Genomic DNA, 13267 nt, shown 5'->3' with positions numbered 1-13267 from the left:
GCCCTATGCAGCGGCACTAACCGTCAGGAATAGCAGCTTCAGATACAGGCACTTTTTCCTTCCTGCTGAAGGATCGTCAATAACTGCTCGATGCAGCCCTGCCGGTCTTTTAGCCAGTTAATATACGGCAGGGGAAAGACCGGAATGCCCGCCCGATACAATGCCTTGTAGACCTTTACACTAAAGTAAGACTCGTAGTCGCCGGGATACCCAATCAGGTCAATACCGATAAAACGCCCGCTCACAGCACAAACCACATCTACAATCTGCCCAGCCACAGGAAAGCCTACCCAATGGGGAATTTCGTGCTGGGTTAATAAATGGCTAACTTCACTCGCAAAACGACATACGATTTCATCACCCTGCAAATGACTGCCAACGGAGTGTGGAAACTCAACATATTGACGCAAGAGATGATCCGTAGGGAGAGCTTGGGGCTCAATCGACAACGCAACCAACTGCTTTTCTTTTGCCCTGGTAATTGCAACATTAAACACATCCGCCCGGTTTAAGTAGCTGGCTGCCCGCAACGATTGACTATCAATAGCCATGGAGATAAGCATTAAATCTCGCTCCTCTCCTTGAAAACCATAGGGCGTGGCAACGCGTACAGAAAAACTCTGTAACTTCTGAGAGGAGAAGACCTTAATCAACTCCCCTTCCAAATAATCGGCCTGATCCCGATAGGGAGACAAAACACCGACCGACGGCCGAATTGCAGCATCGGCATAGCGCTCGAAATGCGCTTTCAATTGCGCAATAACCCAGTCGCGCTCTACAGTGTTTCTCCCATTTTTTCTCCGGCGCCCTGGAAGTTGATAAAATTCTAGCGCCGACTCTGGTAATGGTTTGGGCCTGGCCCTCATAACTTTCAAGCGGCCGGAGTAAAAAGCATGGTTACTGAATGCGATCAGCTCTGGATGGCTGCGAAAGTGCTCATCCAGCATCACAACAGCTTGTTGAGTGGGAATCACGTCTGAAGCCAAATCCAAAAGTGATTGATCCCTATAGCTCAGTTTTGGCGGCACCCCGGCATCTTTTACCACTCCCTGCCAGATACTTTGCTGCCGGTTGCGGGAAAGAAATGAAACATGCCGCAGTTGTTTACTGTCACCGACAATCACTGCCCGCTCAGCTCGAAACAGAGCCGGCAGTGAACTCGCAATATCACACTGGGTTGCCTCATCAAAGACTACCAAATCGAACATGGCGGGCGATAACGGCAGCACTTCATTGAGTTCATCTGCCTCCACCAGCCATATGGGGAACGCCTGCATTACCACCCGCATATCAGTTTGGGCAAAGCGCTCCGCCTGTACTTTTGAAGTTCGAGATCGCAAGGCTTGATTGAATTGGCTCAGGGTACCCCGATTCTTTTCCAGCAGTCTGTGCAATGTATCGCGGCGATAAGTATTCAAATACTGACTTGCCAGACTTTCAAAGTTGCGCCGACAATCATCAATCGCACCTTGTGATTGCCACAGACTTTTAACACTCAATCGATTTGCAAAGAAGCTCCAGGCATGTCGCGCTACCCACTGAGCAAATCGACCTACACTAACAGCGCGCGCCAATCCCAGCTCTTTGGAGAAGCGCTTTTCCAAGCCCCTCAAGGCTCGATAAGCCCTCTTCAGTTCCCTCTTCACCTGGGCAGGCTTTCTCTCTGGAAGTTCCACCCCCTCTTTCAGCAGCCTATCCAGATGAGCTTTTAAGCTGGGGATAAAACCCCGCTCCTCTCGATGTACATACCCCTGAGTCAGTCCGTACTCATCTCGCAATTTATCCCGCACCACATCCAATGCTTGCTGGTTTTTCGATACCACCAAAACACTTTCACCATGCAGCACTCGATCGAGAACCATAGCGGCGATCGTAAAACTCTTTCCCGTACCGGGCGGACCTGAAACAAGGCTAAGAGGAAAGCGAGCCGCATTTTCCAGTGCCCCCTCCTGAGCCCCACTCAACAGACCTGGCAGCATATCCGGCTCACACGCTTTCTGTGCCGTTTCCCAGTGGCACTCTCCCAGCAATGCCTGTAACGGAGGAGATAATCTTTTTTCCCTGCCTAAAAGTTGTAATTCGTGCAGTACTCCACGAGAGCCCCTTGATCTATCCGCAAGAATTACCGCACCCGCCGAGACCAAGGACAACTGAGCACCCTTCGATGCACTTTCAACAGCTGCCTTACCACTCAGGTTAGGCCAGCGCCCCAATTCCTCCACATTTTCCAAAATAGTGTAATGGGTTAGCCAGCGACCGACGTCAGCCAGCTGTGTCGAAGACAGTGGCGAAGCAAGCACCGGGAAACTATCTGTTATGGAGGACTCAACATCAGGTTTAAGCAGTTGACGTAAAACAGGGAGATTAACGTGAATGTTTGCAGAGTTGATCTCTACAAAACAATCCTCATCAAAATGTAGCTTGGCGGGAAAATAAAGTAGTGGTGCACAGAGCTTGCGCTTTGCACTTAGTCCAGATTGGAGAGCGTAGTTACCACAAATAAACAGGCAACCATAAATCAGCCGCCGCTCCTTTCGGTAAGCATCCACTTGTTCCAGCAGTTTTGCTCCCGCAGTAGCGGAGACAGGTACACGTGGTAACTCATCAACCCCCAAATAGTCCCGCTCATCTAAGAACAGACGCCGATTCGATTTGAGGTTTAGAATATTGTTGAGGGAGAGGTCGTAACTGTCAGCTTGATAGCAGCGCCGAAAGTATTCGATTAACTTCTTGGGGTGGTGCTGCATTGCAAATAACTCCTGGGGGACAACAAAATTCTAACGGATGCCGGAACCTTGTTATACCCCCCGGAGATTACTTGTCCTCAGCCATCCGCCATTAGCGATTGATATTTGCGGCGCTCGCCCGCACTCAATTGAAGACCATACTTATCTACGATTGCCATAAACCGCTTGAGGTAAACTTGCTTGACCGGTCCATAGGGCGGCATCCACTTGTCCGGCCCTTTGTGGCCTTTACTTTGGTTACGACCGTCATCAACCAGCCATAAATTCTCGATGTCCTCAGCAAACCGCTGCTTTCGCTTGCGCGTCCAATCAGCTCCCCCGTGATCGTGCGCCCACTTCAGAGGCACAATATGTTCCACATCAAGATCTGAAGCTTTTACAAAGAAGCCGCCTGTGTAGGGATCCAGCCACAAACCGGTGTCTACTTTGCAGTGATTGGAGCGGGTATAGGTTACCGGGGACAGTGAATAGCGAATTAACAACTCATGGCGGGTATCCTGGCAATCCCGATCGGAATCAGACCACTTGGGCAGCCACTCCGCCCGATCATAGGACGCTGCAAAAGCGGAAAAACTGAAGGAGAAAACTACAGCAATGGAAAAAAGCTTAGAAACTGACCGAACGCTCATACATCAACTACCAATCAAACCAGAGCGCTAGGTTACAAGAAAGTGTGTACCAATTGTATGTGGCGGTTCAAATCAATAAGAAATGGTTCAAACGTTATACAAAACACCCCAAATGAAAAAATAGGGCTATAGCAAGGGTAATGAAGAGCAGGATATTTCGATCAATTTTTTTACACCTGATAAAAATGCCCTGCCTGATTAACGCTTGACAGGGCATAATTTATCAACGATAGATTTTGCTACTTGTCCAGCCCTACCGCTTGAGGGATATAGATTGCGTGCAACTGTCCTCCGGCCATCATTTCCTGAATCAATTGTGTAGTGGGACCATTTTTTTGGTCACGCACATTAAAGGAATTCAGGTAACTATCCACTCGACCTTCAAAATCATAGTGAAACTGGGTTGAACTCAAGAACCAACCATCACCCAGAATATCGCCCACATAAATAACCCCGGATGCTTCAGCATCGGTAGAGAGCGCAGCCTCTATCCCGGTATCATCCAGCCCACTGCGAACCTTGGAGGATTGTGAGTAGTATTGACGGTAGGGCTTACTCGCCACATGCTCTTCCAGCAGCATTTGGTATTCCTCCTCAGTAGGCTCAGCTTCCAATTCTCCACTTGCCAGCTGTTTCTCGATCTTCAGATCGAGCTCGTCTTCACTATCGCCAATAATTTCCGGGTTAAATTCGGCAACACGAATCATCTCTCCGGTTTCAGGGTCGAGAACGTAGATTGGTGAGTAATAATTAGATTTATCAAATTGCAACACCAAGCGAGTCTTATTATCGACACCAGCAACCGCTGCCATATTGTCGAAATTCTCATAGTTGTCAGTTATATCGCCATCGGATTTGCTACTCACTACTCTCTTGATGATTCCACCATCTGTTGGATTGGTGATATCCGCAAACTCAAGCTGGTATACACCGTACTTGGCTCCAAAATAAAAGCTATTGGGATCTAATGGGTCCCAATCACCATCTTCCGGGGAACGCCACTGGGAGACATCCATTCCAGTGGTATGAATGCGGAAGGCCTGCTGGCTCATATCGCGAATATCTTCTGGCTTCCCATCTCCGTCGGTATCCTGGCTGGAGAGTTGTACCAACTCAAACATCAATTCGTTATCGTCAAACAGCGCTCGATTGTTACTATCACTAAAATCAACCACCGGCGCGCCATCGCTATCCAGAACCCGAACCGCATACAGCTCACCATTGGTCAAGCCAGCCTTATCAACTTCACTGCCTTCATTAGTTTTTTCACCAACATAGACTGTGAGAAAACCTCCATTGCGATAAGCATCATCCTCATCACCCCGAGGCCGTTCATCATCGACAGACAGCAGTATGGTTTTATCCTGTGCTTTATAGTTGGGTACGATATTCTCAAAGCGAGATTTACCGAGTAGTGGCAATTCATAAGCATCACCAGCATTGTCTCCGGTTGTCAAAACAGCGATACCGCGTCCGATATAAATTTCCGATTTATCGTACTCGTAGACAGACTCGATCTCACTCTTGGCTCTCGCCTCACCACTGATGCTACCAAAAGCATCAAACCGCAACCCCTCATAACCACGCTTCTCAACCAAACCATCGTAGTAAGTTTTGAGGCTTTCGCCACCGTCACTCTCTTCGCCAGTCAAGAACATCCGCACCTGGGTGCCCTTGCCGCTTTCCGCATTATAGAAAGCAGTTTCAGCTGGCAGAGTTGCGGAGCAGAAGCGTTCGAATGCTCCCGTATTCACAAGGTCCCCATCCGCATCAAAATAGGGTTTCATTTGTGTTACGTAGGTATATCCTGGAGATTCAGCAACCTCACCATCCGTGTCATACAGGGTACGCCGCCAGGCATAAACACCTTTAATCAGGTCCTCACCACCCTCAATTTCCCCGGTGGTTTTATTGATTACCCACTTTGAAATGAAGGTGCCTGTCGATCGGAGACTGCGATTTGAGTTCTCCAGCACCACCCCATCACCGCCAACAAAGTTGTAGTGTTCCTGGTTCATAAACAGGGTAAATGTACCGTCGTCATTATCCAGATACCCCAAACCATCGGGCTCTCCAGACAATACATAAAGGCCATCCGTATCCGCAGCATCGAGACTTGGGTGCTCCTCGAATATAGGAAGCATATCCTGTTGGGGAACGTTTTCACTGGAGTAATCGGTGGGGAGATAACCATTGCTGAGCAGATTAATTACCTTGACGTTTTCAGCCGTGGCGACAACATGTGGCACCTGCATTGTTGAGGGACCAATATTCGCAGCAACCTCAGAACCAGCAACTGATTCAAATAGACTGACTTCCTCAGGCACTTCCGGATCTGGAGTTACCACTACCGGATCATCATTATCGTCACTGCAACCAGCCAAAATTGCCGGTATAGCGATAGCTAACGCTGCTCTTTTGAAAAATTTATGATTTTTCATTGCCACTCCAATGCGTTGATTCCCCACCCGAAGGCAGTTCCAGTTATAAAGGCGGCATAGAGTAGTTGTGCTAAATGACAGACTTAATAAGGTTTGATTACAGACGAAGAATAATTTAGTTCAATAAATTTAATTTTCTGCACAAAGCTCTTCATATGTTTCAATGAAAATCTCCCTCTCAGAAAACAACCTGGTAATTAATGGATGAAAAACGAAGACAAAAAAAATCCCGTACCAAGCGAATAGAAACTTGGTACGGGACTCTTAAATCAGCCCCCAATTAGGGCTAGCATGTTTTAAACGGATACAGGTTCGCTAATAGCCGCCTCTTTGCGTTTCTCTTTGGTTTCAGTTTCCCCGCCGATTACTTCATTGGGTCTCACTTTGTGGAATACCGCATAGAACACAGGGATTGCAATCAGTGTCAACACCGTAGCAAATCCAAGCCCACCCATAATTGTCACCGCCATATCCGCAAAGAAAGCATCGAACAGAAGCGGGGACATTCCTAAAATAGTAGTGACAGCGGCAAGGAATACCGGACGCAAACGGCTAACGCTGGCCCGTTGGATAGCTGTCAACCTCGGCAGGCCCGCATGGGTCTGAACCTCAATCTCATCCACCAATACCACGGCATTTTTAATCAACATACCAGACAAACTGAGGACACCGAGAAGAGACATAAATCCAAATGGTAATCCCGTCGCCAACAACCCGACAACAACACCGACGAGACACATAGGAACAACCAGCCAGATAATCACCGGCTCCCGAACAGTACCGAACAGCAGTATCGACACCAGGATCATAATCAGGAAGCCCAAGGGTAAACCTTTACCTAACGACTTCTGCGCATCGGTAGAACTTTCGTACTCACCACCGAATTCAATCTTGAAGCCAGGTGGCAACTTCATTTCTTCAACCCAGGGACGTATACGGCCAAAGGCTGACATTGCTGTAACACCTTCAGGCGCATCCGCACTGATGGTAATAGTCGGCACCCTGTTGCGTCTTTGGATCAATCCTTCATCAGCGGTTAACTCGAAATCAGTAATCAACTGTCCTGCCGGAATATATCCCTGCTCATTGGGGCTCCACACCAAGCGGTCTTCCAGTGAACCCACCTGATTGCGATCTCCCTCTGGCATACGGGCAACAATAGGGATAATACGGTCACCGCTTTCAAAGTCGCCAACGGTGTAACCCGCAGTGGCAAACTGAATCATACGGCTGACATCAGCATTGGTAACGCCGGCAACTCGCGCCCGCTCATCATCCAGATGTGCGTGCAGAGTAGGCTCTCTGCTGCGCCAGTTGTGACGAATATCTTCCAGTCCTTTTTCACGGAACTGCTGTTCTACACTGACTGCCAAGGTACGCAGTGTCTGGTAATCCGGACCTGAAATACGCACCTCAACATCCGAACCACCACCGGGACCAAACACCAATCGCTTGAAAGTAATCAATGCTTCCGGCTGCGCTACACGCAACTTCGCCTTGGCGCTCTCAATCAACTGGGGGATTTGCTCCCGGTTTTCAGTGCGAACAATCAACTGGCCATAAGACGCATTGGGTGGCTCGGGAGCATAAGTCAGCATAAAGCGATCGGCTCCGCGACCAGCTACTGCCGTCACGGAGACAACTTCATCCTGTTCCTGAAAGAATGCAGTCGCTTCCTGAAGCGCCTTGTCCGTACGGTTAATATCACTGCCCTGAGGCATGAAGTAGTTAACATAAAAAAGAGGAGCATTTGAATTGGGGAAGAATCCCTGCTTCACAAACCCGAAAGCAAAGTAGCTGGCCAGGGTCACCACAATAAGTACTGCAATGGTCAGGCCCCTGCGCTTCAACGCTCCTGATAAAGCACCGGAATACATGTTGTAGAAGCGGCCATCGTACGGATCATCCGAGTCGGCTTGCTTACCCGGCTTAAACAGGTGATAGCCCAAGTAAGGGGTAATAGTAATCGCCAGTATCCAGCTGAGTAACAGGGAGATACCAATTACCGCAAACAGGGAGAAAAGGAATTCGCCAGTAGCATCATCGGACAGACCGATACCGGAGAACGCCATAATACCGATAATGGTCGCACCCAGCAGTGGCCAGAAAGTCTGGCGGACTACGCGCCTGGCAGCACTCTTAGGCTCTTCTTTTCTCTGAACCCCCATCAGCATCCCTTCGGCAACCACAATGGCATTATCAACCAACATACCCATGGCGATAATCAGGGCACCGAGAGAGATCCGCTGCAAATTCAAGCCAAACAGGTTCATGATTAACACGGTGCCCAAAACGGTCAAACCGAGGACAGTGCCAACCACAACACCGGATCGCCAGCCCATAAATACACAAAGTACTAGAGTAACGATCACGACAGAAGAAACCAGGTTAAAGAGGAAACCGTCAACACTCTCCTCTACTACCTGATGCTGCTCGTAAATAGGATGGATTTCTACACCCAGGGGCAATGCCTGCTTAATCTGCTCCAGCCTGGCCTCTACCGCCTTGCCAACGTTCACGATATTGGTATTTTCCGCACCGGCCACACCCAGCAGAATGGCCTGCTTACCATCAAATCGGGCAATAAAGCTGGGGCTCTCATCGTAACCGAGAGAAATATCGGCGATATCACGGACGGCCAGCATCGCGGTAGAACCGGGCACGCCGACGAGAATATTACGAATGGATTCCAGGTCACTCGCAGGATTATCAACCAGTATACGGGTACGTAAATCCTGGCCTCCAATCTCGCCGACTTTCTGGGTCGAACTTTCAGATTGCAGTACCTGTGCTAAGTCATCCAGGGAAAAACCAAACTGGGCCAGGCGGGATTCATCAATATCCAGGTAAGCCACTTCGTCGATAATGCCTGAGCGGGAAACCTTGGCAACCCCCTCAACTCCCAGTAACTCCCGGCGAATCGCTTTGGTAATTTCACGCATTTCAGTCAGCGAAAACCCTTCTCCGGTAATCGCATAATAAATACCGTAAACCTCACCAAAATCATCATTCACAATAGAGGGTAAAGCACCGCTGGGCAGGTCACTTTGAGCATCATTAACCTTGCGCCGCAATTCATCCCAAACCTGGGCAAGTTCCTGCGAGGCATACTGATCTTTGATTTCCACCCGAATTTCAGACATTCCCGGGCTTGAGGTGGAAGAGACCTTGTCCAGCTGCCCCATTTGTTGGATGGCCACCTCAAGCTTTTCGGTGACCTCCTCTTCTACACGCTGGGCGCTAGCGCCTGGGTAGAAGGTGTAAACACGGGCTTCCTTGATCGTAAACGCAGGATCTTCCAGGCGGCCAATATCTGAAAGCCCCCAAAGACCACCGATTAAGCAAATCAGCATCAACAGCCAGCTATAAACTGGCTTTTCTATAAATATGTCAGAAATCTTCACAACATTTTCCCTACTGTTAACAGGGCCAGAGCTAACACACTAATTAGTGCTGTGCGTAATTGCGTACTTTTGCACCGTCATAAAGGTGCTGGCCGCCGGCAGCAACCAGTTTCATAGCGGGGCTAATGCCATCTTTAATCTGAACCGACTCACCATCAGTACGCCCGAGGGTCACGGAAGATTTGGAAACAGATTGGTCTGCATTAATTTGCCAAACATAGGGCTTACCTTCCGGGCTAGTCTGCACCGCTGAAAGGGGAACCCACAGGTCGCCACTCGCTTTATTCAACTTCACACTAACGCGAGCGGTCATGCCGGGAAGGATCTGTACATTTTCGGGGCGGGGCATTCCAAACTCGACAACGTAAGTCTGGGTAACGCTGTCTGCCTCAGCCTGATGCTCACGGTAAGTAAGTGGGAACTCCTTGCCCGGCAAAAATTCAAATTCGGCGGTCATGGAGTTGACTTGCTCTTCATTAACCGTGGCCAACAGCTTTTCAGGCACGGAGATTTGAATTCGAACTTCAGAAATATTCTGCAAACGGACAATTGCCTGGCCGGCCTGGACGTTGGTGTAATTCTCTACCAGCTGGCGAGTCGCCAAAGCATCGAATGGAACCCTTAGCTGGGTATAAGCCAGGTCCTGCTCAGCACGTTCCAGGGTAACTTTAGCCAAGTCAAAGTTACTTTTTGTTTCATCCAGTTGCTGCTGTGAAATAACTTTTGACCCTGCCAGAGAGCGCTGACGATTGAGGGTTTTTTCCAGCAACTCTACATTTAATCGGGCTTCTTTTACCCTGCGCAGGTAATCCCGCTGATCAAGTTCTGCAATCAGGGTTCCCTTTGGAATAATTTCACCCTCGCGAATTGTGAGCTTGTCCAGCTTCCCACCAACCTGGAAAGATAGGTCGACACTCTGCACTGCCTTAACACGACCGGCAAACTGTCGATCTTTGACCTGGTTATTACTGGCAACGGTAGCTACTTTCACGGGCCAGACGTGCTCTGCTTGCGCCTGCTCCGTCTTCGATTCGGAGCATCCTGCCAGAACTGCAACTGCTGCGATCAAAACGGCCAATGAGAAACGCGATCTTGGCGATATATTCATATTCATCATCCACAAACTGTATTAACTGGGGCTGACCTTTAGTTCAGGTCGGCAGAGAGCGCCAGCAGACGTCCCTGTAAACGTTCAATAATCGGGTCTTCAGACTCAACAACACCGAGTACGCGCCCCAGGAACATGCCCTGGGCCGCCAGGATTAGCAGCTCCGCCATTTCCGGGTCACGATACGCATCGCAGATATCGCGACGCTGCTGCTCCTCTTTGTCTTTTACCGGTCCCAGCAACATGGGGTCTTCGGCCACGGCGGCGATCAGTGAGCGAGGCAGCCCCTTGTCGTCCTCCATCAATTCAAAAATGCTCTTCAAGCGCGACACCAACAAGCTGTCCCCGGAGGACACAAAAGTGGCAACACTGTCATCTTCACGAGCTATTGCCGCCTCCAGCATCGCCTTCAGGAGTGACTGCTTAGTTCGAAAATGATGAATCAAACCGCCCTTGCTGAGCCCGCACTGTGCAGCCACCGCATCCAGGGTCAACTTGCGCGCCCCGCGATCCCGGACTACTTCTTCTGCTGCTCGCACAATGGCAGCTTTGTCGACTCTCGACACATGACCTCCTGGGCATCACCAATCAAAACCAACCGGTTGGTCGGTATCTTAGCGGCAACATTTCAAAGGTCAAGCTATGCTACGCTCCCCCACCAGAAAACATGGCTAAAAAGTGTTGCGAGAGCGTTAAGCTCACGCTGGAGAGGTGATTTATGACGGATCGGTACTGCCCCTGTGGATCGGGCAAGCCCCTTGATACCTGCTGCGGACTCTATTTGTCGGGAAAGGCTTACCCCAATAATGCAGAAGCGGTTATGCGCAGTCGCTATACGGCCTTTGCAACCGGAAATTTTCGGTACCTGAAAAAAACCTGGCATCCCGACACCTGCCCAGAACTGCAAGCTGAGGATATTGAAACCCAGTGGACACAATTGGAAGTTATTAAGAGTAAGGCGGGACTAAAAAAGTCGATTGTGGAATTTAAGGCTTGGTATACAGAAAATGACCAAGAACACCTGATTCACGAAATTTCACTATTTAAGTTATTTAAGAAGCGCTGGGTATATTTGGAAGCTCTACCCAACTGGCCTGATGGGAAATAGGCTAGCAGAAAACACGGCTAGCTAAAGAGGCGATATCAAAGAAAAAATAGCAGCAAAGGCCTGGGGGCGGGAGTCGCACTCCCGCACCTCTTTACGCAGCTTCTGCTTGCTAGCGAAACGCCCCGAAGATTTTGCCTTTACGTGGGCACCGCCCTTTCTCATTAGCGGATTACGCGCAACGTAACTACGAATTTTTTCTTTCTTTTTCATAAAACTTCACCTTTTACTTTTAGTAGATCCACTCTTCCAAATATCTTCTCACTCAAAACTTGTATTGATACCTCCATATTTACCCCTTGATACAAATTACCTGGCGTAGCGTGTGTACCACTTCCACAAGATCCGACTGGTTCTCCATCACCTGATCAATATCCTTATAAGCAGCAGGAATCTCATCCAGAACGCCCTTATCTTTACGGCATTGCACACCTCGGGTCTGATCTTCCAAGTCCTTTCTGGTAAAACGCTGGCGAGCCGCTGTACGACTCATTTTTCGGCCAGCTCCGTGTGCGCAAGAACAAAAAGATTCCTTATTGCCAAGCCCACGCACGATAAATGACTTAGCCCCCATAGAGCCGGGAATAATTCCCAGTTGATCTCTCTGAGCACTAATAGCCCCTTTGCGAGTCACGAATACATCTCTATCAAAATGGCGCTCGCGAACAACATAATTGTGGTGGCAGTTAATTGCCTCTGTAGTCAAAGTAAACTTTGGCAAGCTTACCTTCAGGCATCCAAGCACAAGCTTCATCATTTCCTGCCTGTTCCAGCGCGCATATTCCTGTGCCCAGTTAACCGCCTCAATATAATCGTCAAAATTCTGGCAGCCTTCTGAGAAATAGGCCAGATCCTTATCCGGAAGATTGTGCATATGCCCAGCCATATCCCGTCGGGCCAACTGGATAAAATGCTGACCAATAGCATTACCAATCCCTCGACTCCCCGAATGCAACATCACCCAGACAGCACCACTCTCATCAATACAAATTTCGATAAAGTGATTGCCTCCCCCTAATGTACCCATTTGGGTCACCCAGGTTTTTTGTGGTTGATGCAGCTTCTTCAATAACCCTGGATGCTTTGAAAACAATCTATCCACACCGGGAGCTAAAAGTTTGCAGGCAGATTCCCTGGCGCTGATCAGTTTATGTCGTCCCTGACCAACCGGCACTTTCACCTCAATGGCGTCCCGCAGTGCTTTCAGATTGTCTGGCAGCTGATGGGCTTGTAGCGAAGTTCGCACCGCATTCATTCCACAACCAATATCCACCCCAACGGCAGCAGGAATTATCGCACTTACCGTTGGAATCACCGATCCTACCGTTGCCCCCTTTCCCAAATGCACATCCGGCATAGCAGCAACATGGGAGTGCACAATAGGAAGCTGGGCAATATTCTTTAACTGTTGCATTGCCTGGGGCTCAATATTATCGGTATAGATTTTTACCGGTACCGTGCCAGGCGGTGCATTTCGATTTAACACTGTTTTTACAGGCATATTTTATCCCTGGATTAATCCACTTAACTGAAACGGCAATCCAAGCTAAAACAAAAAAGCCCCGGCATTTGCCAGGGCTTTTGGAAGGTCTGGCTTGGAAAGCAATATCACTTTCCAAGCTCAAGCGCGTGAAAAGTGATTAAACAAATAAACTCTTGATATCTACATTTCGCATTTCACGGCTCCTTAGTGGTGCGATCCACTTCAAAAATACTGCCAATTAGAATGCCAACCTTGAAACTAGATCAGCAATGGAATTTAGGTGCAGTTTATTCTCATTTGGTACCATGTCAAGCCTGTTTTTTGCCTATCGATAAAAACTCTACCCTGAA

The 13267-nt window shown here is 48.9% G+C and carries 9 protein-coding genes; 1 reads left to right on the top strand and 8 read right to left on the bottom strand.

Going from position 1 to position 13267, the window contains the following annotated elements:
* Positions 1–38: 38 nt before the first annotated feature.
* The 6 genes from ACJJIW_RS14530 to ACJJIW_RS14505 all read right to left on the bottom strand — a co-directional run bounded on the left by ACJJIW_RS14530 (position 39) and on the right by ACJJIW_RS14505 (position 10895).
* Positions 39–2747, bottom strand: a complete 2709-nt coding sequence (locus ACJJIW_RS14530; RefSeq protein WP_444935539.1) for a DEAD/DEAH box helicase — start codon at positions 2745–2747, stop codon at positions 39–41.
* A gap of 77 nt (positions 2748–2824) precedes the next feature.
* Positions 2825–3376, bottom strand: a complete 552-nt coding sequence (locus tag ACJJIW_RS14525) for a GmrSD restriction endonuclease domain-containing protein (RefSeq protein ID WP_282933405.1) — start codon at positions 3374–3376, stop codon at positions 2825–2827.
* A gap of 239 nt (positions 3377–3615) precedes the next feature.
* Positions 3616–5817 (bottom strand): hypothetical protein, encoded by a 2202-nt coding sequence (locus tag ACJJIW_RS14520; protein WP_444935538.1) that lies wholly within the window; start codon positions 5815–5817, stop codon positions 3616–3618.
* Positions 5818–6113: 296 nt separating this feature from the next.
* A complete protein-coding gene (locus tag ACJJIW_RS14515) occupies positions 6114–9221 on the bottom strand; it encodes an efflux RND transporter permease subunit (protein WP_444935537.1) in 3108 nt (1035 codons plus the stop codon).
* A 43-nt stretch (positions 9222–9264) separates the two neighbouring features.
* Positions 9265–10329, bottom strand: a complete 1065-nt coding sequence (locus ACJJIW_RS14510) for an efflux RND transporter periplasmic adaptor subunit (RefSeq protein ID WP_444935536.1) — start codon at positions 10327–10329, stop codon at positions 9265–9267.
* Between the two features lie 38 nt (positions 10330–10367).
* Positions 10368–10895, bottom strand: coding sequence for a TetR/AcrR family transcriptional regulator (locus tag ACJJIW_RS14505; protein WP_282933409.1), 528 nt, complete (start codon positions 10893–10895; stop codon positions 10368–10370).
* Positions 10896–11047: 152 nt separating this feature from the next.
* Between ACJJIW_RS14505 and ACJJIW_RS14500 the strand changes: the two genes are divergently transcribed.
* Positions 11048–11437, top strand: a complete 390-nt coding sequence (locus ACJJIW_RS14500; protein WP_282933410.1) for a YchJ family protein — start codon at positions 11048–11050, stop codon at positions 11435–11437.
* Positions 11438–11458: 21 nt separating this feature from the next.
* On the opposite strand, the gene ACJJIW_RS14495 is transcribed toward ACJJIW_RS14500, so the two are convergent.
* Positions 11459–11647, bottom strand: a complete 189-nt coding sequence (locus tag ACJJIW_RS14495; RefSeq protein ID WP_413665191.1) for a hypothetical protein — start codon at positions 11645–11647, stop codon at positions 11459–11461.
* Between the two features lie 79 nt (positions 11648–11726).
* Positions 11727–12935 (bottom strand): RtcB family protein, encoded by a 1209-nt coding sequence (locus ACJJIW_RS14490; RefSeq protein ID WP_444935535.1) that lies wholly within the window; start codon positions 12933–12935, stop codon positions 11727–11729.
* Between the last annotated feature and the right edge of the window lie 332 nt (positions 12936–13267).

This window comes from Microbulbifer maximicatervae (SeqCode) (assembly GCF_052467815.1).
Note: the sequence above shows the minus strand (reverse complement) of the source record. Positions and strands in the feature narration are given on the sequence as shown.

What these genes read in the sequence shown, in the direction of transcription:
- ACJJIW_RS14530 (WP_444935539.1), bottom strand. Translation starts at nt 2,747, where the DNA reads ATGCAGCACCACCCCAAGAAGTTAATCGAATACTTTCGGCGCTGCTAT.
- ACJJIW_RS14525 (WP_282933405.1), bottom strand. Translation starts at nt 3,376, where the DNA reads ATGAGCGTTCGGTCAGTTTCTAAGCTTTTTTCCATTGCTGTAGTTTTC.
- ACJJIW_RS14520 (WP_444935538.1), bottom strand. Translation starts at nt 5,817, where the DNA reads ATGAAAAATCATAAATTTTTCAAAAGAGCAGCGTTAGCTATCGCTATA.
- ACJJIW_RS14510 (WP_444935536.1), bottom strand. Translation starts at nt 10,329, where the DNA reads ATGAATATATCGCCAAGATCGCGTTTCTCATTGGCCGTTTTGATCGCA.
- ACJJIW_RS14500 (WP_282933410.1), top strand. Translation starts at nt 11,048, where the DNA reads ATGACGGATCGGTACTGCCCCTGTGGATCGGGCAAGCCCCTTGATACC.
- ACJJIW_RS14495 (WP_413665191.1), bottom strand. Translation starts at nt 11,647, where the DNA reads ATGAAAAAGAAAGAAAAAATTCGTAGTTACGTTGCGCGTAATCCGCTA.
- ACJJIW_RS14490 (WP_444935535.1), bottom strand. Translation starts at nt 12,935, where the DNA reads ATGCCTGTAAAAACAGTGTTAAATCGAAATGCACCGCCTGGCACGGTA.